The organism is uncultured Pseudoalteromonas sp. (assembly GCF_963922945.1).
Taxonomy (GTDB): domain Bacteria; phylum Pseudomonadota; class Gammaproteobacteria; order Enterobacterales; family Alteromonadaceae; genus Pseudoalteromonas.
In genome coordinates this window covers 1-24,929 of the sequence record NZ_CAWUKC010000016.1, presented here as the reverse complement: position 1 = coordinate 24,929, position 24,929 = coordinate 1, and the positions used below count along the sequence as shown (strand labels likewise).

The window sequence follows — 24,929 nt, the reverse complement described above, 5'->3', positions numbered from 1 at the left end:
TAGTTGGCTTTATTGGTTTATGTTTTTAGCTTTAAACAATTACTGCGCACAAATTCAGAAGGTAGCTCAGTGATCACCGCAGCGCGCTGCTTATAGCAAAAAAAAGTATAAACTTTATTTTCAAAGTCATCATTAATAGCGCTTCCAACTTGATAAAGCGCTGAGGTAAAGTTGCTATCAACCCTAAAATGATCTTTTACCACATAGTCTTTACTCAAGTACCAATATAATTGAATGCCTTCGTTTTTGGCGTATTGGTCAAGCACGTCTTTTAATGTGGAACCGTTTTCAAAGCGTCGTGGTTCACTTGTTCCTGTCCAGCTTGCGGGCATAGGGTCAACGGCTCTGCCGCGCTCGGCTAAAACACGATCAAGCGTTTGCTCGGGCTTTTTAAGCTGCAGTACAAACTTATCTCGCTCTCTATCTGATTTAACTTGATTACGGATAGAAGAGTAAAAGCGAGAAAGCCCCTCGGCAGCTGCGTTTTTACTCTCTTTAATATCAAATAGCGGCCCTGTACCTACTAACACATAAATAGCCAGTAGAATTAATGCAACAGCTAGTATTAAATGCTTAATCCAAAACCACATAACTCATACTCATTTATTATCATTACGTATTTATACCACTACTTTTTATAAAAAGAAGGAGTATTTTTATCAGGACGTGTTTTAAAGCGACGGTGCAGCCACATGTATTGTTCAGGCGCTGCATTAATTGACTGCTCTACGCGCTGATTGACTCGCGTTACATCGGCTTTATCATCGCCGCTTGGGAAGTTTTCAAGCTCAGGTACAATTTCTAGGTGGTATTTACCGTGCTCATCACGACGACTTATTAGGCTCATGGTTTCGCAGTGTTTACTGGCAGCGAACAGTAATGTACCTGTGGTGGTGGCTGTATCTGGCACTGCGTAAAAAGGCACAAACTCACAGCGGTTGCGGCCGTAGTCTTGGTCAGGCAGGTAATAACACACTTTTTTATTTTTAAGTGATTTTAACAAGCCTTTCACGTCTTTTCGGCCAATCAAATATTCGTTAGAACGAAGGCGCCCATTAGTTGTAAAGTACTCCATAAGTGCATTATTATGCGGGCGGTAAAACCCAAGCCCTTGGCATTTAGTGCCCATCACTCGACTCGCCATTTCTAAATGCAAAATATGTGGCACCAATAATAACACGCCTTTGCCTTGAGCCTGCACGCGCTCAAAATGCTCTAATCCTTTAATTGAGCCATAGGCTTTATTAACGCGCCATTGTGGCCACCACCAGGCCATACCTGTTTCCACCATGGCAATGCCGGTATTTTCCATATTTTTTAGCACAAGTTGTTGTTGCTCAGCTTCGCTCATATCAGGAAAACACAGTTTTATATTAACCTCAGCAATGTGGCGACGACGTTTCATGAATTTATGCACTAATCGCCCAAGCAGCTTACCTAAACTAAGCTGAATTTTTTGAGGTAACCATGAGATCAAATACAAAAAGAAAACGCCAATCCAAGTTAACCAATAGCGAGGACCTAAAAACGAGGCTTTAAACGGAGATGAGGTGACCACAAAATACTCTCTAAAATAAAAACGCTAGTTTAACGCTTAGCGCCATAAAATACAAAAAGCCAGCAATGGCTGGCTTTAAGGCTTATTATTTAACTACTTAGGCTTTTTTTAAGCCTTGGTTAATACCCAGTAAATCGGCACTGGTTAACGTACCTGCGGCTTGTTTTAAGCGAAGTGTTGATAACACATAACGATAACGTACATCGGCTAAGTTACGCTTAGCATTGTATAAGTTTTGCGTGCTTACAAGTACATCGACAATTGTGCGTGTGCCCACTTCAAAACCGGCTTCAGTTGCTTTAAGTGCACTTTGAGCAGATACAACAGCTTGTTCAAGTGCTTTGTATGTCGCAATATCTGAAACAACTTGATTGTACGAGGTAATAACGGTGCGCGTTACGGCGCGGTAATTTGTTTCGTAATCTTGACTGGCTGACACATAAAACGCACGAGCTTGTTTAGTTGCTGCCACGGTTGCCCCACCTGTGTACAAAGGTACACTTAAATTAACGGCAACCGATGTTGAGTCGGCACGTGGTTGGTCGTTAAAGCTCAAACCATTTACACTTTGATCTGTTAATGAATCACCGTAGCTGGCATTAAGTGTCAGTTTTGGGTAGTGACCCGCTTTAGCAAGCTTAATTTGGTCTTTAGCAATATCAACCGTGACTTTTGATACCTGTAGGCTGATATTATTATTCTCAGCTATTTTTACAAAGTCAGTCGATTTTTTAACCGGTTTTACTGTTGAAAATGTTTCGGTGTTTAAAAAATCAAGTTTAGCGTGGTATTTACCAGTTATCTCACGCAGTTGCTCGCGAGCGGTTTCTACGGCATTAGTAGCAATAATTTCTTGTGCTACTGAGTTATCGTATTGTGCTTGTGCTTCGTGAACATCTGTAATCGCTGTAAGGCCAACTGCGTAGCGTTGTTTTGTTTGCTCTAATTGGCGTTCAATGGCGCGTTTTTCAGCTTGCACAAATTCAAGGTTATCAATTGCGCTTAATACGTTAAAATAGCCCTCAGCAACGCGCACAATTAAGTCTTGTTTTGCGTTATCGTATTGTGCATTGGCTTGCAGTGCTTGTTTTTCGGCTATATCAAGCGTATTCCATGCGCCTAAGTCGAATAAGGTTTGGCTTAAGCTAACGCCACGCGTGAATTGGTCTGTATCGCTGTTTATTTTAACTTGATCCGCTAAATCACCAACACTTTGAAATGAGGTTGAATCGCTTTTTTCATAGCCCATGCTAACGCCAATTTGTGGTAGCAATGCACTCATGGCTAAATCGTTTTCGTAAGATTGTGCATCTGCTTGCGCTTTTGCTTTTAAAACGGTGGGGTCGTTAGCTGTAGCAATTTCAAAAACTTGCATTAAATCTTCAGCACTTGCTGTGGTTGCGCCTAATGCGCAAGACAAACTAACGAGCGCTGCAAGGATGTTCTTTTTCATGTTAGGTTCAGTCCTTAGACAAATTTTGTACTAAAAGCATGGTAACGTGTTTTGCTCAATAACTAAAAAAGAAATTGGTAAAACAGTATGTTCAAATGTAACAGAATATATTAAAAAATTTTAATCGGTTAAATAAGCGGGAAATATAATATGGCAGATAAAAGCTTGGTGCAATTTACACATAAAGATGTGAGCTTAAAAGCGGTAAAAAGTCTGTATAATGGCTTTTTTAAAGTGGATATGTATGAGTTTGAGCACGCGTTGTTTAATGGTGGTACATCGCAGCTTATTAAGCGCGAAATACTAGAGCGGGGCGATGCAATTGCTGTTTTACCCTATGATGTAACCACGCAAAGTGTACTTTTAGTAGAGCAAATACGTATTGGCGCTATTAACAGCAAACACTCACCTTGGCTGCTAGAATGTATTGCTGGTATGACCGATGGCAGTACTGATTATGAGAGTGTAGTAAAAAAAGAGGCACATGAAGAGGCTGGGCTTGAGCTTACAGAGCTAGAGTTTATGCTCTCTTACCTTTCAAGTCCAGGTGGTACAACTGAGCGCTTACATTTATACCTAGCACGGGCAGATTTAAGCCAAGTACAAAGTGGTGTTTACGGCCTTGAGAGCGAAGGTGAAGATATTAAAACCCATATTTTAACCCTTGATGATGCGCTTGCGCGCCTCAATAACGGTGAAATAGATAACGCGGCAACGGTGATCTGTTTGCAGTGGTTAGCGTTAAATCGTGAAAAAATAAATAGTCAGTGGACTTAATTTTAACTTTTAATACGGCGGTACTTTGACAGCACTTTTAGCAACCCAACGATATATCCAAAGCCTCCCAAAGTATATGACACTTTGTGAGCACAATTACGTACGTCTTTCAAAACTATTACCTAAAGAGCGCAGTGCAAATAGCGTGCGTGAAATTAAGTTAGGTCAAAGCGAATTTGCAATTATCATAGACGATAGCGCTAAGTACACACTGGATGTTTCTATTAAGCAGCTAACAGGGATGGTTAAAGGCGTTTCTCCTTTGTATTTAACGGTCAGGCTTTATCAAGATGCAAAAGTGGCGGAGATTGTTCATCATGATTATCACCAACGTATAAAGCCATCGTATGGATACCCAAACCCTAAAATGCATCAAAAGGATGAAAAATATCAACTAAATGCGTTTTTATATGACTGGTTAGTTGCCTGTGTTGAACACGGCCAAGCAGTACTAAACTGGGATATAAAAAATGGCTTGGTTTGATGAGCAGTATCATTTTAATAGCTCATCGCTGCGTATAGCGCATATAACTGATAGCCATTTATTTGCAAACCCTAACGCAGAGTACTTTAGCGTAAACACCGCTGCGCACTTTTCCGAGGCCTTGGCGCACATGGCTACGCAGTCATTAGATGCGGTTATATTTGGTGGTGACTTAACGCAAGATCATAGTTTTGAGTCCTATTTATTATTTGCCGAACTAATTCATGAGTCAGATTTAACTTGCCCAATATTTTGGGTGCCAGGCAATCATGATGAAATAGCTATGCTTAATCGCATCAGTGGTGGGCAAATTGTTTCAGCTAAACGAGTTATTGCACAAGGGTTTGAGCTGTTACTCATAAACTCAAAAGGCCCTACACCAGCAGGGTGGGTGTCTAGCGAGCACTTAAATGAAATTACCCATTATTTAGCAAGTTCTCAATCGCCGCATGTGGTGTTTTGTCATCACAATCCGCTTGCTATTAACGGCTACCTTGATAAGCATATGCTTGAGAACGGCCCACAATTACTCAATGTACTGGTCAACAGCGAAAATGTAGCGGCGTTACTGCATGGTCATGTACATAATGATTATACGCAAATGTTTAGAGGGCTGAGCATTTATGCAACGCCCGCCAGTTCGGTGCAATTTACCAAAAATAGCCCACAATGGCTTCAGCAAAACTGCGGCCCCGCTTATCGCATGGTACATTTAACTTCGCAGGATGGTGCTTTAACAGTTAAAACGGATGTTGTATGGTTAAACGGGTAATTTATATTCACGGTTTTAATAGTTCTGAAAAATCATATAAAGCTGTGCGCTTTGGCGAGCTTATGGCAAACTATGACGTTGATTATTGTGTACCGCGTTTAAATCATGAGCCCTTACATGCTATTTTACAGCTTGAGGATTTATTAACGCCAGATACCGCGCTACTTGGGAGCTCTCTAGGTGGCTTTTATGCTACTTATTTGTCGCAGCGTTATAATTTGCGAGCAGCATTAATAAACCCAGCAGTAGCACCATTTAACTTATTAGCGCCGTTTATTGGCCACAACTATAATCCGTACCAAGATTATCATTATGAGTTAAATACCAGCCACATAGATGCATTAAAAGCATTGTATGTGCCTAAACTAACATCTCCTGAGTTGCTCTATTTATTGCAACAAACGGGTGATGAAGTGTTAAATTATCAACACGCAGTAAATTATTTTTCACAATGCAAACAGTTAGTTGAGTTTGGTGGCGATCACAGCTTTGTGGGCTTTGAACGCACCGTAGAGAGTATTGTAGAGTTTCTTAAATTACCTAAAATAAATTAGCCTAAGCGCATATAAAGATAAAAATTATGAGTCAGCAAAATTATAATGCCGAAGCCATTGAGGTTCTTAATGGCTTAGAGCCGGTAAAACGCCGTCCGGGTATGTATACCGATACGGTACGCCCAAACCATTTAGGCCAAGAGGTTATCGATAACAGTGTCGATGAAGCTATGGCCGGCCATGCTAGTAAAATTGATGTTATTTTACACGAAGACAATTCCCTTGAAGTAATTGATGATGGCCGAGGTATGCCTATAGATATTCACCCGGAGGAAGGCATTCCGGGTGTGGAGCTGATTTTTACCAAGCTACATGCTGGTGGTAAATTCTCAAACAAAAACTACCAATTTTCGGGTGGTTTACACGGTGTGGGTATTTCGGTTGTAAATGCGTTATCGACCCGTGTTGAAGTAAGCGTAAGACGTGACGCACAACAATTTAGAATGGCCTTCGAAAACGGCGACAAAGTTGAAGACTTAAATGTTATTGGCACTGTAGGTAAGCGCAATACAGGCACAACCGTTCGATTTTGGCCTGATGCCAGTTACTTTGATTCAGCTAACTTTTCAATTACTAAATTAAACCACTTACTCAAAGCTAAAGCGGTTTTATGCCCAGGCTTGCGCATTAAGTTTGTTAATAAGCAAACAAAAGAAACTCAGGAATGGTTTTACGAAACGGGTTTAAAAGATTATTTAATCGAAGCCGTTAAAGGTTTTGAAGTATTACCAAAAGATCCGTTTGTTGGTGAGTTTTCAAGCTCGATTGAAGGGGCGGATTGGGCTGTTGTATGGCAACCCGAAGGCGGGGAGTCAATTGCCGAGAGCTATGTAAACCTTATTCCTACCGCACAAGGTGGTACGCATGTAAATGGCTTACGCCAAGGCTTACTAGAAGCCATGCGTGAATTTTGTGAATTTAGAAACTTACTGCCTCGCGGTGTAAAGCTCACCCCAGATGATATTTGGGAACGCTGTAGCTATGTGTTATCGGTAAAAATGCAAGACCCTCAATTTGCCGGCCAAACCAAAGAAAAGCTTTCTTCTCGCTCATGTGCAGCGTTTGTATCGGGTGTGGTTAAAGACTCATTTAGTTTATGGTTAAACGAGCACACAGATACCGCAGAGCTGCTTGCTGAATTATGTATTTCAAATGCACAGCGCCGTTTACGAGCGGCTAAAAAAGTAGTGCGTAAACGCGTTACCTCAGGCCCTGCACTGCCTGGTAAGCTGACCGACTGTAGTGCAGCCGATAACGATCGCACAGAGCTCTTTTTAGTAGAGGGTGACTCAGCAGGGGGCTCGGCTAAACAAGCGCGCGATCGTGAATTTCAGGCAATAATGCCGCTTCGTGGTAAAATATTAAACACGTGGGAAGTTGAGTCTGGGCAAATATTGGCCTCGCAAGAGGTGCATGATATTTCGGTAGCGTTAGGTATAGACCCAGATTCAAGTGATCTATCGGGTTTGCGTTATAACAAAATTTGTATCCTTGCGGATGCTGACTCTGATGGACTCCACATTGCCACTTTGTTGTGTGCTTTATTTGTGCGTCACTTTCCTCAGCTGATTAAGGCAGGGCATGTATTTGTTGCTATGCCACCTCTATTTAGAATAGATATAGGTAAAGAAGTTTATTACGCCCTCGATGAAGAGGAAAAAACAGGTATTTTGGCCCGCATAGAAGCAGAGAAAAAACGCGGTAAAGTAAACGTACAACGATTTAAGGGGTTGGGTGAGATGAATCCGTTGCAGCTACGCGAAACCACCATGGACCCAAATACTCGCCGCTTAGTACAACTTACGCTTGACGAAGAAGAGCAAACAATAGAAATGATGGACATGCTACTTGCTAAAAAGCGCTCATCAGACAGGCGTCAGTGGCTAGAAAATCATGGTAATAAAGCACAAGTATAATGAACTTGCGTTTAACACTTGGAGAGGCAAATGAATAAAATACTAGGAAGTTTATTATTGCTGGGCTTAACATCAGCCCCAGCAATAGCAAAAGACATACTAGATAAACTTACCGTCGCACCGGGATTTGAGGTGAGCTTATTTGCTGATGATGTTGAAAATGCGCGCCAAATTGCAGTATCAAAAAAGGGGATTGTTTACGCAGGCTCGCGCAAAGCGGGCAACGTGTATGCATTAATCGACCATAACAGTGATGGCGTAGCGGATAAAAAAATGGTGATTGCTGAGGGGCTAAATATGCCTTCAGGCTTAGCCATTAAAGACGGCGATTTATACGTAGGTGAAGTACATCGTATTATTCGCTTTAAAAATATCGACACGCAATTAAAAGACCCAAAGTTTGACGTTGTTTACAACGCACTGCCATCAGATCGTCACCACGGCTGGAAGTTTTTACGCTTTGCGCCAACTGGTGAGCTTATTATTCCGGTTGGTGTACCGTGTAACATATGCGCTGAAGATGAGCGTTACGGGCGCATATTTGCACTGGATGTAGAAACCAAGCAAATAAAAACAATTGCCCAAGGCGTTCGTAACTCTGTAGGATTTGACTTTCATCCAAGCACGCAAGCATTGTGGTTTAGTGATAATGGCCGCGACATGATGGGCGATGATATTCCACCAGATGAAATTAACCGTGTAAGTAAAGAAAACGAGCATTTTGGTTTTCCTTACGTTCACGCTGGTGCCATTGTTGACCCGGAGTTTGGTAAAGGTAAAAATATTAGTGATTACAGTGCGCCAGCGCTTGCGTTAGGTGCTCACGTTGCACCTCTTGGCATTCATTTTTATAACGGTAAGCAGTTTCCAGCAAATTATAAAGAGCAACTATTTGTTGCTGAGCATGGCTCATGGAACCGCACAAAAAAGTCAGGCTACAAAGTTGCAATAGCCAATATAGAACACGGGCGCATAACTAAATACACGCCATTTATTACAGGCTTTATGCAAAACGAAACAACCTTTGGACGCCCAGTTGCATTTGCACAATTAAATGACGGCAGTCTGCTAATAAGCGACGATTACGCAAATGTGATCTACCGCGTAAGCTATAAGAAAAACTAGGTAAGCTTTAATGAGTGATACAGATACTTTGCTAATGCAAGGAATTGAACAACAAACAATGGGGCGTTTTACCGAAGACGCCTACTTAAATTACTCTATGTACGTAATTATGGACCGCGCATTACCACACGTTGGTGATGGGTTAAAACCGGTTCAACGTCGTATTATTTATGCTATGAGCGAGCTGGGTTTATCGGCCGCCGCTAAATATAAAAAATCGGCGCGTACAGTAGGTGATGTGTTAGGTAAGTACCACCCGCATGGCGATAGCGCTTGTTACGAGGCAATGGTATTAATGGCACAGCCATTTTCGTATCGCTACCCGCTGGTGGACGGCCAAGGTAACTGGGGGGCAGCAGATGACCCTAAATCGTTTGCGGCTATGCGTTATACCGAAGCGCGTTTATCAAAGTTCTCAGAGGTATTACTTAAAGAGCTAGGCCAAGGCACGGTTGATTGGACGCCAAACTTTGATGGCACCATGGACGAGCCACTCGTGCTGCCCGCGCGTTTGCCGCATATTTTACTTAACGGTGTAACGGGTATCGCGGTAGGTATGGCCACCGATATTCCGCCCCACAATGTGCGTGAAGTCGCCAGTGCGTGTTGTTTATTACTTGATAAACCCAAAACTGAAATTGATGACTTACTTGATCTTGTACACGCACCTGATTACCCAACTGACGCTGAAATAATTACCCCAAAAGCCGATATTCATAAAATATATAAAACTGGCCGAGGCTCAATAAAAATGCGTGCGGTATATACCGAGGAGCATGGCGATATTGTTATCACTGCGCTACCGCATCAATGCTCTGGTGCAAAAGTACTTGAGCAAATAGCAGCGCAAATGAATGCTAAAAAGCTGCCAATGGTTGCTGATTTACGTGATGAGTCTGATCACGAAAATCCAACGCGCATTGTGATTGTACCGCGTTCAAACCGCATTAAAGCTGAGCCATTAATGGCGCACTTATTTGCCACCACAGATCTTGAGAAAAACTACCGCGTCAACTTAAACATGCTGGGCCTTGATGGCCGCCCGCAAGTAAAAGACTTACGCAGTATTTTAACCGAATGGCTAACATTCAGACGCGAAACAGTACGTCGGCGTTTACAGCATCGCTTAGATAAAGTATTAGCCAGGTTACATATTTTAGAAGGTTTACTCGCAGCCTTTTTAAATATTGATGAAGTGATTGAAATTATTCGCACAGAAGATAAACCAAAACCTGTGTTAATGGAGCGCTTTGATTTAACCGAAATTCAAGCCGAAGCCATTTTAGAGTTAAAACTTCGCCATTTAGCAAAATTAGAAGAGTTTAAAATACGTGGCGAGCAAGATGAGCTGGCCAAAGAGCGCGACAAATTAGAGCTAACCTTAGGCTCAGATCGTCGTATGTCAACGCTTCTTAAAAAAGAAATTCAAGAAGCGGCCGATATGTATGGTGATGAGCGTCGCTCACCCGTTATTGAACGCGTAGAAGCCAAAGCACTGAGTGAAAAAGATTTAATTCCTTCAGAGTCGGTCACAGTGGTGCTTTCTGATAAAGGGTGGGCACGTGTTGGTAAAGGCCATGACATTGATGTAGAAGGGCTTAATTACCGTGCTGGCGATGAATACAAAGCATCCGCAAAAGGGAAGAGCAATCAGCCAGCAGTATTTTTAGACTCTGCGGGGCGTGCATTTGCAACGGATGCACACAGCTTGCCATCGGCACGGAGCCAAGGCGAGCCAATGACAGGGCGTTTTAACCTCACCACTGGGGCTAATTTTGAACATGTGGTAATGGGTGAAGATAATCAAATGCTGCTTATGGCATCGGATGCCGGTTATGGTTTTATAACTGACTTTAAAGACCTAGTCAGTAAGAACAAAAACGGTAAAGCTTTGGTAAGTGTACCTAAGGGAGGAATCTTACTATCACCCATAAGAGTGAACGATGTAGCGAGCGATTACTGCATGGCTATTTCGAACGAAGGACGAATGCTGTTATTTCCGCTGCGTGACTTACCAAAACTGGGTAAAGGTAAAGGCAATAAAATCATCTCTATACCTGGCGCTAAAGTGCAAGCACGTGAAGAGTTTGTAAAAGTACTTGCAGTAGTACCACAAGGCAGTAGCGTTACGCTGCATGCTGGTAAACGAAAGCTCACACTTAAACCGAGCGATTTGGAGCATTATCATGGCGAGCGTGGACGCAGAGGTAACAAATTACCAAGAGGTTTACAACGTGTTGATGAAGCGGTTGTTGAATTTACACCGGCCGATGAGCAAAGTGAAGACTCGTTAGCTGAGGAATAAGCCCGTAATATATACCTCTAACGGCCTGCTTTTGCAGGCCGTTTTTGTTTGTGGGTGAAGTTCAGCTTACAGCTGTTCGCTATTGCCTCGTGATCGTCATAAAATCGCGTTATAATAGTTTAATATGCGTGGCTTTTAGCGCATTGCACACACATTTTGGAGAGTAGTTTGTTAGCTGTTATACGTATTTTAATTATAGTGCTGTTTATCTTTTTCAGCTGCGTGTTTGGGTTGTTGTTGTCGATAGTGAGACCGTTTCATCCTAATAATGTACATGTAATAGCTGGTTGGTTTGGCTCAATGGCTAAAATGTTAGGGGTTAAACTTGTCCTTAAGCGCCACCCTAATGCAGAGGGTATTGGTCCTGCGGTTTACATATCAAACCATCAAAATAATTACGATTTATTTACTGTTTCGGCCATGGTACCTAAAAACTGCGTGAGCTTAGGCAAAAAAAGTTTAAAGTGGATCCCATTTTTTGGTCAGCTTTATTGGTTGTCTGGAAACATACTGATTGATAGAGCTAATCGTTCTAAAGCGGCGGGTACAATTTCAAAAGCGGCTGAAAAAATTAAACAAAATGGCTTATCTATTTGGGTATTTCCTGAGGGCACGCGAAGCTATGGCCGTGGTTTACTGCCTTTTAAAACTGGCGCATTTCACACCGCGCTAAGCGCAGATGTACCCATAGTACCAGTATGTATGAGCACAACCGATAAAACTATTAAGCTAAATCGCTGGGATAATGGTACAATTTACATTGAAATGTTAGCGCCTATATCACTAGATAAAAACGCAGGTGCCCGTGAACAGGCTACCCAAGTGCATAGTATTATGGCCGCTAAAATAACTGAATTAGATGCTCAAGCGAGAGATAAATAATGGAAAACTGGCGTGAAATAAGTGAAGACATCGTAAGTTCACTACTTGAAGATGGCTCTGATCCTGAAATACTTTATGAAGTTGAGCATCATTTTGTATGCGAAGATTTTAGCAAATTAGAGCAAGCGGCACTGGCTGCTTTTAAATTAGGCTACGATGTTGAAGAGCCAGCAGAACTTGAGCTAGAAGATGGCGGTAAAATTTGGAGCTTTGACATTGTTGTTGAAGCAGAGCTCGACGTTGAAGTTATAATGGAAGACGTTGATAAGCTAGCAGCGCTTGCTGTTGAGTGTGATGTTGAGTACGACGGTTGGGGCACTTACTTTCAAGAGTAAGGCGTTAGCTAGTTGATAAAAGCGAGCATTTATATGCTCGCTTTTTTGTGCATTAAACTATCGCACTGTTACTTAATCATCTGGCAAGCTTAAACGTGACTACCTGTGTTAAAAAAGCTAAGTTGTCATTTATTTACAGCCATTTCTTACTTTTAAAATACACCCCAATCCCACCAGTAAGTACCACTAAAAAAATCACAAATGCACTAAATGCATAAGGGTTTTCAGTGCCAGGTATACCGCCAACATTTACCCCTAAAAGGCCCGTTAAAAAGCCCAGCGGTAAAAAAAGTGCTGCTACTACCGACATTACATACATGCGTTGGTTTAATTGCTCAGACACTTGATTGGTAATGGTTTGCTGAATAATTTGTGCACGCTCTATTGCGCTATCTAGCTCTTCTAAATAACGAATAAGTAAGTTAGTGGTTTCGTTTAATTTTGCTTTATCTTCACTTAAAAGCCATGGAAAGTGGTTATTTACCATTAGGCTAAGTGCCTCTTTTTGTGGCTTTAAATAACGCTTTAAGGCAATAGTTTGGCGGCGCAGTTGAGATAAACCTTGGTTATCAAACTTTTTGCTTGGCTCATCTATTTCTTCTTCAAATTCGTCGAGTGTTTCATCGAGCGAATCAATAATACTTTGCATTCGTGATGTCAGCTTTTGGGTAATAGAACAAACGAGTTCAGATATAGAGCAAGGGCCATGACCAGCATTGAGCTCTGCTAATATATCTTGAATTGACAGAAGTCGGCGTTTGCGTGTTGTAATAATCACAGATTCATTAATAAATAAACGAATCGACACCATGTCCTCAGGGCTTTGCTGCGGATTTAAATTTACACCACGTAAAAACAGCATATGACCATGTGTGCTTGGCGTTAATCGCGGGCGAGTTTCATCAGCAATCAACGAGTCAAGTTCAAACTCGGTAAGGTGCTCTTGGTTTTTTAGCCATGTAACCGCTTCGCTTTGGCTATAGTCCATGTGTATCCAAAGTTTACCTTGGTTTGGCTGCCAATTATTTAAATCGCGGGTGTTTTCTATGGCGCGAGCGCCGCCTTTTTCATCAAGCACCAGTGCATGCAGTAAACCATTAATCATATTTAAAACTCATATAATAGTGTATTTTTAATACAGTTAACTATAGTGTATCTGCACAGTGCTTTACAAACTTGCCTTAACTTTTAATAAGTTAAGTTTATTTTATAAAACATACGCAGAGTATTTATGCGTAATAAAGCGGCTATAAGCTGTAATTAGCAAGGCGCGCATTGTGTGATTAGTTCCTATGAAAGATCAATTTAATTTGCTAATCGACTAGATAAATTTATTTCGTTGGTGTTTTTTGACCCGTAGCGTATAAGTCACTTTTTTATTAAGGGCACATTTATGACAGCAAAAATCACAGTTGGTTGGCGTGAGTGGTTAAGTTTACCTGAGCTAGGCATTGAGAAGATAAAAGCAAAAATTGATACTGGCGCCCGCACTTCATGTATTCATGCAATTAACATTGAAGAGTACGAAGTTAGCGGAGAAAAATGGGTAAAGTTTTTAGCCCAACCATTGCAAGATGATGAGCAAACGCAAATCACTTGCAATGCAAAGGTTAAAAAAATGAAGCACGTAACCAGCTCAAGTGGACAAAAGGAGTTACGCTACTTTATAGAAACAACATTGTATGCAGGGCAGCATAGCTGGCCAATAGAAGTTACTTTAACAAGTAGAGCAACAATGAAGTTTAGAATGTTATTAGGGCGTACTGCCATGGAAAATCGTATAGTCGTTAACCCGGCTTTATCACATTTATTAGATAGTTAAGGTTTTAACTATGAAAATTGGTATTTTATCTCGTAGCAGTAGTTTGTATTCAACCCGTCGCTTAATTGAGGCCGCTGAGGCACGTGGTCACGAGGTTAAGGTGATCGATGCGCTTCGTTGTTACATGAATATAAATTCAGAGCAGCCAGAAATTCACTACCGTGGTGAAAACCTTAAAGATTTTGACGCCATTGTTCCACGTATTGGGGCATCGGTAACGTTTTATGGCTGCTCAGTGTTGCGACAGTTTGAAATGATGGGGGTTTACCCGGTTAATGAATCAGTGGCTATTTCTCGTTCGCGCGACAAATTACGCTCACTTCAACTTTTATCACGTAAAGGTGTAGGCATGCCGGTAACAGGTTTTGCCAGCAAGCCAGATGATGTAAAAGACCTACTAGAAATGGTAGGGGGTACACCTGTAGTTATTAAGCTACTTGAAGGCACACAAGGCATTGGTGTTGTACTGGCCGAAACACGTAAAGCAGCTGAAAGTGTGATTGAAGCATTTATGGGCTTAAAAGCCAATATTATGGTTCAAGAATACATTAAAGAAGCTGGCGGTGCCGACATTAGGTGTTTTGTATTAGGGGATAAAGTAATAGCGGCCATGAAGCGCCAAGCGCAAGAAGGCGAGTTTCGCTCAAACCTTCACCGTGGTGGTAGCGCTACATTAGTACGCATTACCCCTGAAGAGCGTAAAACAGCTGTTGCTGCAGCAAAAGCAATGGGCTTAAATGTAGCGGGTGTTGATTTACTTCGCTCATCACGTGGTCCACTGGTTATGGAAGTTAACTCTTCACCAGGGCTTGAAGGGATTGAAGTGGCAACTGGTAAAGATATTGCTGGTATGGTCATCGAGTTTATCGAAAAAAACGCTGCTATTAAAGGAACCGCAACCCGTGGCAAAGGTTAAAATTAATCGCCCTTTTACTTTATTAGAGGAAAGTATTGGGGTGGGCGAGCGCAAAACTCTCGCGTTGGAGGCCGCTAAACTTTACACCCATTCACCACTTAATATTCCTATTGAGGTGGTTAATGGTGTGATGGAAGGCCCTGTTTTAATGATATGTGCAGCTATTCATGGTGATGAGCTAAATGGTGTAGAAGTTGTGCGCCAGTTGCTATCTAAAATAGATGCAAGCCAATTACGCGGAACCATAATTGCCGTGCCAATTGTTAATGTGTTTGGCTTTATTCATAAGTCGCGTTATTTACCCGATAGACGCGATATGAACCGCAGCTTTCCGGGCTCTGAGCGCGGATCGCTGGCGGGGCGTATGGCGCATATGTTTTTTAATCAGGTGGCGGTACATTGTACCCACATTATTGATTTACATACCGGGGCTATCCATCGTACTAACTTACCGCAAATACGCGCTAACTTAGATGATGAAGCAACCGCTGAGATGGCTAAAGCATTCGGCACACCAGCGGTTATTAACGCATCTCTTCGTAATGGCTCATTACGAAGTGAAGCCGCTAATTTAGGTATACCGGTTATTACTTACGAAGCGGGTGAAGCCTTACGCTTTGATCCTATAGCCATTGCCGCAGGTGTACAGGGTGTGGACTATGTGATGCGGCATTTAAAAATGATCCGTGGCAAACGTCCTAAAAAACTGCCCGATCCTATTATTGCGGGTTCTACAAGTTGGATACGCGCTGAGGTAGATGGCATTGTACGCGCGCAGGTATCGCTGGGTGAGCATGTAGAAAAAGGCCAAGTGCTGGCATATATAAGTAGCCCATTAGGTGATGCCGAGCTTGAGCTTTTAGCGCCTAAAGGCGGTATTGTAATAGGTCAGCAAACTATGCCACTGGTAAACGAGGGGGATGCGGTATTTCACCTTGCCTACTTTGCAAATGCAAATAGCCTAGTAGAGCAGCAGTTAGAGCACTTTATTGACGAAATAAATGATTTAGATGAAGAGCTTAAAACAGCTGAGCTAAATAATTAGCATTGTGTTAGCTAGTAAAAAGCCGCAGTAGGTAATTTATCTACTGCGGCTTTTTTGTGAACATGACTTTTTAAACTATGTTTTTTTAGGGCCAATTATGCGTTTTATTACCGGCGCTTTAGTAGGCTTTGGTTCCTTATTTAACACCATAACAGGGCGGGTAACAAACAGGTTATTAGGATAAACAACTCTATGCCCATCTACATGTTCAAGGAGTACGTTCATTAAACCTAATTCGACTATGCGGCCTTCTATGTGGTTTGCGCCATCAATAATACGTACCCAATTACCTACATGAAAACCATTTTGAATAAACATAAGTAAAAAAGCGGTAAGGTTACTCAATAAAGACCAAGCGGCAAATAAAGCGACCCCAAGCATAGCAAATAATGATGAGCCAAGTACTAATAAGCCACGCAGCTCAATGCCCCAAAATATCAGCACTAAACACAGTACAACAAGCGCTAAAATAATTTTTAATAAAAGCTCAGCCCTAAATTTGCGATGAATATCTACTTTGCCTTTAATGGCTTTTTCGAGCAGTTTTTTTGTGGCTTTTAATAAAAGTGGAAAAAGTAAAATAGCAATAAGGGTAACAATTAATTTATATTGCGTACCCATTAGCTCTAAAAGCTCGAAAAATTCCAAAGTGTGTTCCCGTACTATTTTTAAGTAAGTTTAAAGCGCTAGTGTAGCGCTTTCGTTTATTACCCGCTATTTAAAAAGTGTTTTTAACACTCACAAGCCATTGCACCGAATCAACATCATCGTAGCCATCTAGTGGGGCGGCAATATCAAGGTGGATCATGGTGCCAGAGTTCGCTCTGCTTGGCGCTAGGCGCAAACCCACCCCAACATTTTTTAAAACATGATCGTTCTCGCCATTGTCTTCATTGTCAAACCAAGCGCGGCCAACATCAACAAAGCCCGCTGCACCTACTTTAAATAACTGCAGTAAATCGTACTCCCAGTAATAGCGTTTTTCTAGGCTGACTAAAAAGCTTCGGTCGCCGTGCTGGTAATCCATGGGATAGCCACGAAGGCCTGTTTCGCCGCCAAGTGTTAGCTGCTTATCGGCAGTTAGGTTTTTAGCATACTGGGCGCGGGCTTTAACAAACCAGGATTGGTTTTCGCTGGTATTTAAGTAGTACTGCACTTCGCTGGTGGCCAAAAAGTTTTCAAGCTGTTTTTGCTCTTTATTCCAATAACCACCCACTTGTGCACTAAAACGCCACAGCGTTCTGTCGGTAGTAAAGTGCGCTTTTTTAGCTTTTAACGAATACACGGCTCTGCTGTCATCATTACTAAGAGACTCATCGGAGTAACCTAAAAGCGCTTTAATGTTCCAGCCTAAATTTAAATCTTCTGTGCGCGAAATACTGTCAAAATTACGTACTTTTATATAACTGTCTTCAAACCAATGACCGCTAACATAGGGGTAACTTAGCTGTCTATCTTTGGCTAAGGGAGCAAAGGTTGTTTCTATTTCTGCAAAGCTGTCTTCTTGGTTTACATAGCCAAGTGTCAATCGCTGCGTCCAGCTATCAGATAATGCTTTAGAGTGACCTAAAAAAGCGCTAAAAAAATTGGTTGTTTGATCAAACTCGCTGTATTCGTCACCCCGGCGATACAGCGCCTCTTCTCTTTGTTCAGAAAAGCTTTTAATACCATAGCTATAGGGCGTATCTATGGCATAAAACGGGTAAGTTAACTCTAATAAGTGGCGTTTACCATCGCTGTTATCGGCATATTCTAAGCGCCCGCGATACCGGCTTGATAATATATTAGGATCGTCATAAACAAATAAATAACCATTACGATCGCTGTCGGTGGTGCGAGAAAACGATAAACGCTTACCCCAACCTAGTAAGTTCGACTCGCGAAAACCTATGCTGGATTTATTTTCGCCACCGCTGCGGCTAAAGCTTATTTCGGGTAGTAAGGTCCATAAATCGCGAGTTACTACGGTTACATCTACGTTGCCGTCGCAGTTTTCAATCGCGCTTATTTGCGCATCGTATAAATAGTTTTGTTGGCGTAATAAACGCTCTGACTCAGCGAGTTTTCTGGCATTGTAATTATCGCCTTGTTTAAATAACAAAATATTACTAATTACATCTGGCTCTGTTTGGATATGCGCACGGTTAGCAAAACGAAAAAGCGCGTTATTTTCCTCTTCCAGTTCGGTATTAAACACATTGAGTTGTTTAAGGGTAATTGACGCTATTTGAGCATCGCTGCGGCTATTAACGAGCGTGGTTGTATCTTCAACTTCGCGGCGTAAATTATTGCTTTTGTTTGAGTGCGATTGCACTGTGGGGCAGCTGCTAGTTTTATTGCTTGGTTGTTGTGCAAAGGCCTTAGGCGCACTAAAGCTTACGAGAGCTAAGCTTATACAACAGTGTGCAATCCATTTTTTATTCACCATTGAACCTCTTCAATACTACTGCCAATATGAGTCGTAATATCAGCTTACATCATTGTTATTACAATGTAAGTAAAAGGTATGGATTTTGAAACTAATTAATTGTTACCGTTACGCACCTTTGTTAATTAACCTCAACGCTGCTTGTTTAGAACATAGGGATGCGTTTTAGCTTAAGTAAAAGGCTAGGGCAGCTAATAAGTGCTCGGCTTCATGGCCTTCACCATTAATCCAAATACTTTCGCTGTAGTGTTCAAAGTTTAAATTAAAGGTTTGCTGTTGATAGCTAAAACGTAATTGATGACGATCAGCCCCTTCTGCGTAATCAATAATGGTTATCTCATCAGCGTGTAAAAACAGTGTGCTCCACAGCTCAAAGTCTTCATCATGAGGTGCCTCTACGGGGCTGATAACAATGCATTTATGGGCGTGATTGTATTCAATTTTGGTCATGATTTACTTAATTATTAGCAAGGTAGTTACGAATGGCCGTTAAAAATTCGCCGCCATATTTATTGAGTTTGGTAAAGCCAACGCCCGACACCTTTAAAAACTCGCTGTCGCTGGTGGGCATTAACTGCGCCATTTCGGCGAGGGTTTTATCGTTAAATACAACGTACGGCGGCACATCATCGGCATCGGCAAGCTCTTTACGCAGAGCCCGTAAGCGGGCAAATAGTTTTTTGTCGTAATTAAACTGCGCCAGTTTATCTTGGTATACGTGCTTAGCTTGCAAGCGCGGCTCGGCAAGTTGTAAGGCATACTCACTTTTAAGTACTGCGCGTGCTGCTTCGGTTAAGCGCAGCGAGGCACCTTGGGTAATGTCTTGGCTTAATAAACCTTGGTGTATAAGCTGGCGTAAAATACTTAACCAAAATTCACTGCTTTTATCTTTACCTATACCATAGGTGCTGAGCTCGTGGTGATTATTATCGCGGATACGACTGGTATTGGCACCACGTAAAAGCTCCACAATGTAGCCTAAGCCAAAACGCTGCCCTGCTCGGTACACACACGAAAGCGCTTGTTGTGCTACGAGCGTACCATCAAAGCTTTTTGGTGGATTAATACAAATATCGCAGTTACCACATTGCTCACGCTTATATTCGCTAAAGTAGTTTAATAATATTTGGCGGCGGCATGTTTGTGCTTCGGCAAAGCTGGCCATTGAGTTAAAACGTTGCTCTTCTACCCTACGGCGCTGCTCGTCATCTATATCTTCAAAAAAGCGCCTAACTCGACCTATATCGGCAGGATCAAAATACATAATGGCTTCTGCCGCTAAACCATCACGCCCGGCTCGCCCTGTTTCTTGGTAATAAGCTTCAATACTTTTTGGAATATCGTAGTGCAATACAAAGCGCACATTTGGTTTATTTATACCCATACCAAAGGCCACGGTGGCAACCACTATTTGAATGTCATCGCGGGCAAACCCAGTTTGCACAAATTGGCGTTGTTCGTTGCTCATACCTGCATGATAAGCGGCGGCATTTAAGCCTGCATCAGCGAGCTTTTCGGCAATGTCATCAACGCGTTTACGACTTGTGCAGTAAATAATGCCACTTTGATTTTTTTGCTCTTTTAAATAGCGCAGTAGTTGCGCCATGGGCTTAAACTTTTCCTCAATGGTGTAACGAATATTAGGTCTATCGAAGCTGCCAGTATGGATATAGGGCTGTTGTAATTTTAATTGTTCAACTATATCAAAGCGTGTCGCTTTATCGGCCGTGGCGGTCAGTGCCATCATAGGTACATGCGAAAAGCGCTGTTTAAGCTCATTTAATCGATAATAATGAGGTCTAAAGTCATGCCCCCAATGCGATACACAGTGCGCTTCGTCAATCGCAAATAAGCTTATATTTAAGTGGCTGAGGCGCTCGGTAAATTCATGCTGAAGTACTTTTTCAGGAGCAACGTACAGTAATTTAATTAGCCCTTGGTGCAATTGCTGATACACCAATTGCTGCTCTTCGCGAGCCAGGCTATTGTTGATGTAAGCCGCTTTAACACCTAATGCTTGAAGCTGTGTTACTTGATCTTGCATGAGCGAGATAAGTGGAGAAATAACCACGGTAACCCCTTCAAGCACTAACGCAGGTACTTGATAACAAACAGACTTTCCGCCGCCAGTGGGGAGCAGGACTAATGAGTCTTGGCCATTTATGGCCGCGTCAATCACAGCGCTTTGGCCATCGCGAAATTCGCTGTAGCCAAACACTTGCTTTAGAACCGTATCGGGCTTTCGGACCAATGTACTAGGAGTAGGGGTTAGAGTATTCATTGGCGGCTATTTTAGTGTTTTTTTTATAGGATGTCTTTAGCTTAACGATAAATGATTTAATTAGTGCCTGGTTTGTATACTTGAGGTATGCTTAACTCATCGTACCAGTTTAACATGGAGAATAATAATGAACAAAGAGATGTTAACTCAGCAAGTTGGCGAGTTATTTGTAAATGGTATGCCATTTAACCAATTTTTAAACATTTCAGTAAATGCACTGAGCGCTGAGCAAGCTGCAATTACGTTTCCGTGGCAGGATGTGTTTATTGGTAACCCTGCGCAAAAAATCTTGCATGGCGGTATTATATCAGCGGTACTTGATAATGTAGGTGGTATGCTTGCTGCGGCGAGTGTTATAGATAAACTTACCGAGCTGGACATAAAAAGCGTACAGCAAAAGCTGGCTACTTTAGGAACCATTGACTTACGTACAGATTATTTACGCCCCGGTAAAGGGGAGGTATTTACTGCTAGTGCAACATTGATCCGTTCGGGTAACAAAGTGTGTGTTTGTAGAATGGAGTTGCACAATGAAAAAGCAATTCAAATTGCCTTTGGTACAGGGACATATTTAGTAGGATAAGGGCGCACAAATAAATGAGCTTACGTTTAGGCTTACTCGCCTCAAATTAAATCACGTAACAGCTCGAATTGGTATACACTGTCGACCTTTTAGTATGTGTAGGTAGTATATATGTCGATTGCAAACGAGCAGCGTAAAGGCGGTATTTTTGCCTGTTTAGCTTTTTTAATGTGGGGCCTTGCGCCTATTTATTTTAAACAAATACAACATGTTTCTGCCTTTGAAATTTTAACTCACCGTGTTGTATGGTCTGTGGTTTTTTTAGTGCTGGTCGTCAGTGTGCTTAAATACTGGGATAAAGTTAAGCGCATAGTCGTGCAGCCTAAAATTATTTTAATGTTAGTACTTACTTCCTCAATATTGGGCTTTAATTGGGGGTTGTTTATTTGGGCAGTAAACAACAATCATATGCTTGATGCCAGCTTAGGTTATTATATAAATCCATTACTCAATGTTTTATTAGGGATGCTTTTTTTAGGTGAGAGGCTGCGCAAGTTACAAGGGGTCGCCGTATTTTTAGCATTTGCTGGCGTATTGCTGCAATTGGTCAGTTTTGGCTCGTTTCCGGTGGTGGCTTTTTCGCTTGCCACGTCATTTGCGATTTATGGTTTACTTCGTAAAAAGTTACCTGTTGAAGCGCTGCCAGGTATTTTACTCGAAGCCCTAATATTATTGCCGGTTGCTTTAATTTACTGGTGGGTAATGGCACCAACGCCTACCTCAGACTTAGCTCTAAACGATTGGCATACCAATGCATTGTTAATTAGTGCTGGCATTATTACTACCTTGCCGCTGCTTTGCTTTACTGGAGCGGCTAAGCGTTTGCAATACACGACCTTGGGCTTTTTTCAGTACATAGGCCCAAGCTTAATGTTTATGCTCGCCGTGGTGTTTTATGGTGAAGTGTTTGATGCAGAGCGGGTGATTACGTTTGCTTGTATATGGAGTGCGCTGGCGATATTTACCTGGGACTCTTATCATCAATCGCGTAAACGTAAAAAAGCGGCAATCACAGCTGCTGAGGTGTAATCAATAACTTAACTTACCACTTTGTTACGGCCGGTTTCTTTTGCGTTATATAGCTTTAAATCGGCCTGCTTAAGTAGCTCATCTATTTGGTAAATAGGGCCACTGGCAAAGCCAATAGAGATGGTAAATTTAATTTTTTCTTGGCTAAATTCTTGGCTGTTAAGCTCTATAAATTGTCTAAACCCGTCTAAGCGTTTTAGCGCTTGCGCTGTGGTGACATTAGCAAAGTAAACGGCAAATTCTTCACCGCCTAAGCGAGCAACTAACTGCTTTTCAAAGTACTTTTTAAAACACACCGCCAACCCTTTTAAGACTTCATCGCCCGCATCGTGGCCGTATGTATCGTTAATTGATTTAAAATGGTCGACATCTAGCATAGCCAGTGCCCCATTTTGCTGCGACATTTTTAAAGCCTTGAGCGACTTGCTCGACTCTTCAAAAAAGTAGCGGCGATTAGGTAGTTTTGTTAAGTAATCAGTATTTGCTTGGCGTTTTATTGTGGCTATTTGTTCAAGCATGTCGACGTTTTGGCTCAGTCGACAGTAAAACTCTTCGCTATTAAAGGGTTTGTGTAAGTAGTCATTAGCTCCATTTTTTAAAAATAAGCTCGAAAGGGCTGATGAATCAGCACCCGAAATACCAATAATGGCTTTTTCGTCATTGCTGTAAAGGCGGCGAATTTCAGCGCATAGCTCATCGCCATTCATGTTAGGCATCTCGTTATCGGTAATGATTACAGATACGTCTTTTTGGTTTTCGAGTATCTCAAGGGCGTGTCTACCGTCTTTTGCTTCGAGTGTTTGGTATTTGTGGCGCTTTAGTAAGCTGCAAATGTATCTGCGGGTAGAGGTTGAGTCGTCAACAACAAGTACTTTTACGTTTTCGTTACGGGGTAAACGGTTAAGTTGTTTTTCTAAATATTGGTAAGCTTGTTTGTTTTCTTTGATTATGTAATCGATTATTGGGTATTTTTCTACAGTGTCGCGTGTTTGCTTATCTATGTTGCCAGTCATAACAATAGTTGGGATATCGGCTTCTATCGTATCCGCAATAGCCTCACCGTTAGGGGCATCAGGAAGAATAAAATCAACAACAGCACAAAAATAGCTGTTGTGTTTGATCAACTCTTTTGTTGCCTTTAAAGAGTCGGCTACATCTACATCGTAACCTGCTTTAAGCGCGATATGCTTTTGCACACGCGCTATTGTTGGCGTATCTTCAATGATGAGTATTTTTCGCGTCACGTAACAACCTTGTATGATATTTTGCAAATATGTTTGCTAATACAAGTTTTAACTGTTAAAACGCAAAAAAGCAAATATCTTAGTGGCTTATACGGTATCTGACTCGCTATAGTCTTCTTGGTTTATAGGTAATTGGCTCGATATTTTTGAGCGCCCAAACAGCGTATGAAACTTACTTTTACAGGTTGTGAGTTTTAAATATTTAAGCCATGTTTTTTCTATGGGGTTAGTCGGTTCTTTGGCGCTACACACCACGTCAACAAACTGCTCTTGTATGGCGTTTTGTGGCGCTAAAGTTTTGTCAAAAAGCGCTTTTAGTACAACGCCGTGCTGCTCTAATATACTGGCTTCTAATAAGGTAAAGTTTCCACAGCGGCTAAACCCACGAGGAAAATTGTTATCATCATAAAACTGACGTTGGCTAACAAAAGCTTGGCGAAGTAGTGAAATATCATTGCTCATAATAGTATCCTCATACCCATTTATTGCTGGAGTATGATGCAAGTTTGGCAATTTATTAAACAAGTTATTTTTATCGTGAGGATAAAAAATTGGATATAGATTTATTAAAAACATTTGTAGAGGTTGCGCGCACAAGGCACTTTGGTAAAGCAGCCGAAAACCTGTATATCACTCAATCAGCGGTCAGCTTTCGAATTCGCCAGTTGGAGCAAGGGTTGGGTGTTAATCTGTTTATTCGCCAGCGTAACAATATTCAATTAACAGCACCTGGTGAGCGTTTACTTCCGCACGCTAAGATGATTATTACAGGTATGCAGCGCGCCAAGGTAGATGTAGCACTTGCCGATAACATGCATAAACAAATAAGTTTAGCGGGTACGCCCAATATATGGGATGCTTTTTTGCAATTTGGTATTACTAATATTGTGTCAGCTATGCCTGGGGTGTCATTGGTTGCAGAGGTCAAGGCTCAACAAGAAAGCACTCGTCTACTCTTAGAGCGTACGCTTGATTTAGCCATTTTATTTGACCCCCCTAAAGTTGATGAACTCGTAGTTGAGCGAATTTGCGAGTTACCTATTATTCCGGTAAGTGGTTATGACACGGCTACCAACGAAAACTTTTTTGACAATCAATATGTTTACGTAGATTGGGGTACTACCTTCTCGCTTTGGCATGCGCGTCAGTTTACAGGTAAAACGCCGCCTTACTTTAGAACCAGTACAGGTCGTATTGCGCTTGATTTAATTCTGCAGTGTGGCGGTAGTGCCTTTATACCTGAGGTGCTTGTTGAGTCTCACTTAGAAAAGGGGGAGTTGTTTCATGTAAAAGATGTAGAACATACTTCGCGTGATATTTTTGTGGCCTATCATAGAGATAATGAGCAAAAAGAGTTAATAGAAACCCTAATCAACTTGTTGCCTAAAATAAATGCTTATCAGCCTATTGATGAACACTA

Annotated in this window: 25 protein-coding genes; 15 read left to right on the top strand and 10 right to left on the bottom strand. The window is 41.8% G+C overall.

Annotated elements, in window-relative coordinates; genetic code table 11:
- Nucleotides 1-17: 17 nt before the first annotated feature.
- The 3 genes from AABI99_RS05675 to tolC form a co-directional block, all read right to left on the bottom strand.
- Nucleotides 18-590 carry a toxin co-regulated pilus biosynthesis Q family protein gene (locus AABI99_RS05675; protein ID WP_338364299.1) on the bottom strand — a complete coding sequence of 191 codons (573 nt, stop codon included), beginning with the start codon at nucleotides 588-590 and terminating at the stop codon, nucleotides 18-20.
- Nucleotides 591-628: 38 nt separating this feature from the next.
- The gene (gene lpxL / locus AABI99_RS05670) at nucleotides 629-1,558 is read right to left on the bottom strand and encodes an LpxL/LpxP family Kdo(2)-lipid IV(A) lauroyl/palmitoleoyl acyltransferase (RefSeq protein WP_338364297.1); all 930 of its coding nucleotides are present in this window, start codon (nucleotides 1,556-1,558) and stop codon (nucleotides 629-631) included.
- A 97-nt stretch (nucleotides 1,559-1,655) separates the two neighbouring features.
- Nucleotides 1,656-3,011, bottom strand: a complete 1,356-nt coding sequence (tolC, locus tag AABI99_RS05665) for an outer membrane channel protein TolC (RefSeq protein ID WP_338364295.1) — start codon at nucleotides 3,009-3,011, stop codon at nucleotides 1,656-1,658.
- A gap of 150 nt (nucleotides 3,012-3,161) precedes the next feature.
- Between tolC and AABI99_RS05660 the strand changes: the two genes are divergently transcribed.
- The 9 genes from AABI99_RS05660 to rraB all read left to right on the top strand — a co-directional run bounded on the left by AABI99_RS05660 (nucleotide 3,162) and on the right by rraB (nucleotide 12,161).
- Nucleotides 3,162-3,788 carry an NUDIX domain-containing protein gene (locus AABI99_RS05660; protein ID WP_338364293.1) on the top strand — a complete coding sequence of 209 codons (627 nt, stop codon included), beginning with the start codon at nucleotides 3,162-3,164 and terminating at the stop codon, nucleotides 3,786-3,788.
- Between the two features lie 25 nt (nucleotides 3,789-3,813).
- The gene (locus AABI99_RS05655) at nucleotides 3,814-4,272 is read left to right on the top strand and encodes a DUF1249 domain-containing protein (RefSeq protein WP_338364291.1); all 459 of its coding nucleotides are present in this window, start codon (nucleotides 3,814-3,816) and stop codon (nucleotides 4,270-4,272) included.
- The gene (locus AABI99_RS05650; protein WP_338364289.1) at nucleotides 4,259-5,044 is read left to right on the top strand and encodes a metallophosphoesterase; all 786 of its coding nucleotides are present in this window, start codon (nucleotides 4,259-4,261) and stop codon (nucleotides 5,042-5,044) included. The genes AABI99_RS05655 and AABI99_RS05650 overlap by 14 nt, the downstream gene beginning before the upstream one ends.
- Nucleotides 5,029-5,598: a YqiA/YcfP family alpha/beta fold hydrolase gene (locus AABI99_RS05645; RefSeq protein WP_338364287.1), complete on the top strand. Its 570-nt coding sequence runs from the start codon at nucleotides 5,029-5,031 to the stop codon at nucleotides 5,596-5,598. The genes AABI99_RS05650 and AABI99_RS05645 overlap by 16 nt, the downstream gene beginning before the upstream one ends.
- A 26-nt stretch (nucleotides 5,599-5,624) precedes the next feature.
- On the top strand, nucleotides 5,625-7,514 hold the full coding sequence (parE, locus tag AABI99_RS05640; RefSeq protein WP_338364285.1) for a DNA topoisomerase IV subunit B: 1,890 nt from the start codon (nucleotides 5,625-5,627) through the stop codon (nucleotides 7,512-7,514).
- Nucleotides 7,515-7,544: 30 nt separating this feature from the next.
- Nucleotides 7,545-8,639 carry a PQQ-dependent sugar dehydrogenase gene (locus AABI99_RS05635; protein WP_338364283.1) on the top strand — a complete coding sequence of 365 codons (1,095 nt, stop codon included), beginning with the start codon at nucleotides 7,545-7,547 and terminating at the stop codon, nucleotides 8,637-8,639.
- 10 nt (nucleotides 8,640-8,649) lie between these two features.
- Complete coding sequence (gene parC / locus AABI99_RS05630) at nucleotides 8,650-10,944, top strand: DNA topoisomerase IV subunit A (RefSeq protein ID WP_338364281.1); 2,295 nt, start codon at nucleotides 8,650-8,652, stop codon at nucleotides 10,942-10,944.
- A 168-nt stretch (nucleotides 10,945-11,112) separates the two neighbouring features.
- Entirely contained in the window at nucleotides 11,113-11,826 is a 714-nt protein-coding gene (locus AABI99_RS05625) for a 1-acylglycerol-3-phosphate O-acyltransferase (protein WP_338364278.1), read from the top strand.
- Nucleotides 11,826-12,161: a ribonuclease E inhibitor RraB gene (gene rraB, locus AABI99_RS05620; protein ID WP_338364277.1), complete on the top strand. Its 336-nt coding sequence runs from the start codon at nucleotides 11,826-11,828 to the stop codon at nucleotides 12,159-12,161. Before AABI99_RS05625 ends, rraB begins: the two co-directional genes overlap by 1 nt.
- Nucleotides 12,162-12,294: 133 nt before the next feature.
- Here rraB and AABI99_RS05615 read toward each other — a convergent pair whose 3' ends face one another.
- Nucleotides 12,295-13,266, bottom strand: coding sequence for a zinc transporter ZntB (locus AABI99_RS05615; RefSeq protein ID WP_338364275.1), 972 nt, complete (start codon nucleotides 13,264-13,266; stop codon nucleotides 12,295-12,297).
- 288 nt (nucleotides 13,267-13,554) lie between these two features.
- Between AABI99_RS05615 and AABI99_RS05610 the strand changes: the two genes are divergently transcribed.
- The 3 genes from AABI99_RS05610 to AABI99_RS05600 are packed head-to-tail and all read left to right on the top strand — an operon-like array spanning nucleotide 13,555 to nucleotide 15,944.
- Nucleotides 13,555-13,983, top strand: coding sequence for an ATP-dependent zinc protease (locus tag AABI99_RS05610; protein WP_338364274.1), 429 nt, complete (start codon nucleotides 13,555-13,557; stop codon nucleotides 13,981-13,983).
- A 10-nt stretch (nucleotides 13,984-13,993) separates the two neighbouring features.
- Nucleotides 13,994-14,899, top strand: a complete 906-nt coding sequence (rimK, locus tag AABI99_RS05605; RefSeq protein ID WP_338364272.1) for a 30S ribosomal protein S6--L-glutamate ligase — start codon at nucleotides 13,994-13,996, stop codon at nucleotides 14,897-14,899.
- Complete coding sequence (locus AABI99_RS05600) at nucleotides 14,886-15,944, top strand: succinylglutamate desuccinylase/aspartoacylase family protein (protein ID WP_138542253.1); 1,059 nt, start codon at nucleotides 14,886-14,888, stop codon at nucleotides 15,942-15,944. Before rimK ends, AABI99_RS05600 begins: the two co-directional genes overlap by 14 nt.
- Nucleotides 15,945-16,019: 75 nt before the next feature.
- On the opposite strand, the gene AABI99_RS05595 is transcribed toward AABI99_RS05600, so the two are convergent.
- The 4 genes from AABI99_RS05595 to recQ all read right to left on the bottom strand — a co-directional run bounded on the left by AABI99_RS05595 (nucleotide 16,020) and on the right by recQ (nucleotide 20,653).
- Entirely contained in the window at nucleotides 16,020-16,592 is a 573-nt protein-coding gene (locus AABI99_RS05595; RefSeq protein WP_338364268.1) for a mechanosensitive ion channel family protein, read from the bottom strand.
- Between the two features lie 70 nt (nucleotides 16,593-16,662).
- Nucleotides 16,663-18,372 carry a POTRA domain-containing protein gene (locus AABI99_RS05590; RefSeq protein WP_338364266.1) on the bottom strand — a complete coding sequence of 570 codons (1,710 nt, stop codon included), beginning with the start codon at nucleotides 18,370-18,372 and terminating at the stop codon, nucleotides 16,663-16,665.
- Between the two features lie 165 nt (nucleotides 18,373-18,537).
- Nucleotides 18,538-18,822 (bottom strand): DUF3630 family protein, encoded by a 285-nt coding sequence (locus AABI99_RS05585; protein WP_338364264.1) that lies wholly within the window; start codon nucleotides 18,820-18,822, stop codon nucleotides 18,538-18,540.
- Between the two features lie 7 nt (nucleotides 18,823-18,829).
- Nucleotides 18,830-20,653: a DNA helicase RecQ gene (gene recQ, locus AABI99_RS05580; RefSeq protein ID WP_338364263.1), complete on the bottom strand. Its 1,824-nt coding sequence runs from the start codon at nucleotides 20,651-20,653 to the stop codon at nucleotides 18,830-18,832.
- A gap of 127 nt (nucleotides 20,654-20,780) precedes the next feature.
- On the opposite strand from recQ, the gene AABI99_RS05575 reads away from it, so the two are divergent.
- Both AABI99_RS05575 and rarD read left to right on the top strand, forming a co-directional pair.
- Nucleotides 20,781-21,236, top strand: a complete 456-nt coding sequence (locus AABI99_RS05575) for a thioesterase family protein (protein WP_338364261.1) — start codon at nucleotides 20,781-20,783, stop codon at nucleotides 21,234-21,236.
- A 111-nt stretch (nucleotides 21,237-21,347) separates the two neighbouring features.
- Nucleotides 21,348-22,265 (top strand): EamA family transporter RarD, encoded by a 918-nt coding sequence (rarD, locus tag AABI99_RS05570; RefSeq protein WP_338364260.1) that lies wholly within the window; start codon nucleotides 21,348-21,350, stop codon nucleotides 22,263-22,265.
- Nucleotides 22,266-22,273: 8 nt separating this feature from the next.
- Here the strand turns inward: rarD and AABI99_RS05565 are convergent, their stop codons facing one another.
- Both AABI99_RS05565 and AABI99_RS05560 read right to left on the bottom strand, forming a co-directional pair.
- On the bottom strand, nucleotides 22,274-23,509 hold the full coding sequence (locus tag AABI99_RS05565) for a diguanylate cyclase (RefSeq protein WP_338364258.1): 1,236 nt from the start codon (nucleotides 23,507-23,509) through the stop codon (nucleotides 22,274-22,276).
- A gap of 87 nt (nucleotides 23,510-23,596) precedes the next feature.
- A complete protein-coding gene (locus tag AABI99_RS05560; RefSeq protein WP_338364255.1) occupies nucleotides 23,597-23,971 on the bottom strand; it encodes a DUF413 domain-containing protein in 375 nt (124 codons plus the stop codon).
- 89 nt (nucleotides 23,972-24,060) lie between these two features.
- Here AABI99_RS05560 and AABI99_RS05555 point away from each other — a divergent pair.
- A partial coding sequence (locus AABI99_RS05555) for a LysR family transcriptional regulator (protein ID WP_338364253.1) occupies nucleotides 24,061-24,929 on the top strand: 869 nt, incomplete at its 3' end.

Excerpts from the sequence above, each read along its gene's own strand:
- AABI99_RS05675 (WP_338364299.1), bottom strand. The coding sequence starts at position 590 with ATGTGGTTTTGGATTAAGCATTTAATACTAGCTGTTGCATTAATTCTA.
- AABI99_RS05635 (WP_338364283.1), top strand. The coding sequence starts at position 7,545 with ATGAATAAAATACTAGGAAGTTTATTATTGCTGGGCTTAACATCAGCC.
- parC (WP_338364281.1), top strand. The coding sequence starts at position 8,650 with ATGAGTGATACAGATACTTTGCTAATGCAAGGAATTGAACAACAAACA.
- AABI99_RS05615 (WP_338364275.1), bottom strand. The coding sequence starts at position 13,266 with ATGATTAATGGTTTACTGCATGCACTGGTGCTTGATGAAAAAGGCGGC.
- rimK (WP_338364272.1), top strand. The coding sequence starts at position 13,994 with ATGAAAATTGGTATTTTATCTCGTAGCAGTAGTTTGTATTCAACCCGT.
- rraB (WP_338364277.1), top strand. The coding sequence starts at position 11,826 with ATGGAAAACTGGCGTGAAATAAGTGAAGACATCGTAAGTTCACTACTT.
- tolC (WP_338364295.1), bottom strand. The coding sequence starts at position 3,011 with ATGAAAAAGAACATCCTTGCAGCGCTCGTTAGTTTGTCTTGCGCATTA.
- rarD (WP_338364260.1), top strand. The coding sequence starts at position 21,348 with ATGTCGATTGCAAACGAGCAGCGTAAAGGCGGTATTTTTGCCTGTTTA.
- parE (WP_338364285.1), top strand. The coding sequence starts at position 5,625 with ATGAGTCAGCAAAATTATAATGCCGAAGCCATTGAGGTTCTTAATGGC.
- AABI99_RS05575 (WP_338364261.1), top strand. The coding sequence starts at position 20,781 with ATGAACAAAGAGATGTTAACTCAGCAAGTTGGCGAGTTATTTGTAAAT.
- recQ (WP_338364263.1), bottom strand. The coding sequence starts at position 20,653 with ATGAATACTCTAACCCCTACTCCTAGTACATTGGTCCGAAAGCCCGAT.
- AABI99_RS05560 (WP_338364255.1), bottom strand. The coding sequence starts at position 23,971 with ATGAGCAATGATATTTCACTACTTCGCCAAGCTTTTGTTAGCCAACGT.
- AABI99_RS05585 (WP_338364264.1), bottom strand. The coding sequence starts at position 18,822 with ATGACCAAAATTGAATACAATCACGCCCATAAATGCATTGTTATCAGC.
- AABI99_RS05660 (WP_338364293.1), top strand. The coding sequence starts at position 3,162 with ATGGCAGATAAAAGCTTGGTGCAATTTACACATAAAGATGTGAGCTTA.
- AABI99_RS05590 (WP_338364266.1), bottom strand. The coding sequence starts at position 18,372 with ATGGTGAATAAAAAATGGATTGCACACTGTTGTATAAGCTTAGCTCTC.
- AABI99_RS05610 (WP_338364274.1), top strand. The coding sequence starts at position 13,555 with ATGACAGCAAAAATCACAGTTGGTTGGCGTGAGTGGTTAAGTTTACCT.
- AABI99_RS05650 (WP_338364289.1), top strand. The coding sequence starts at position 4,259 with ATGGCTTGGTTTGATGAGCAGTATCATTTTAATAGCTCATCGCTGCGT.
- AABI99_RS05645 (WP_338364287.1), top strand. The coding sequence starts at position 5,029 with ATGGTTAAACGGGTAATTTATATTCACGGTTTTAATAGTTCTGAAAAA.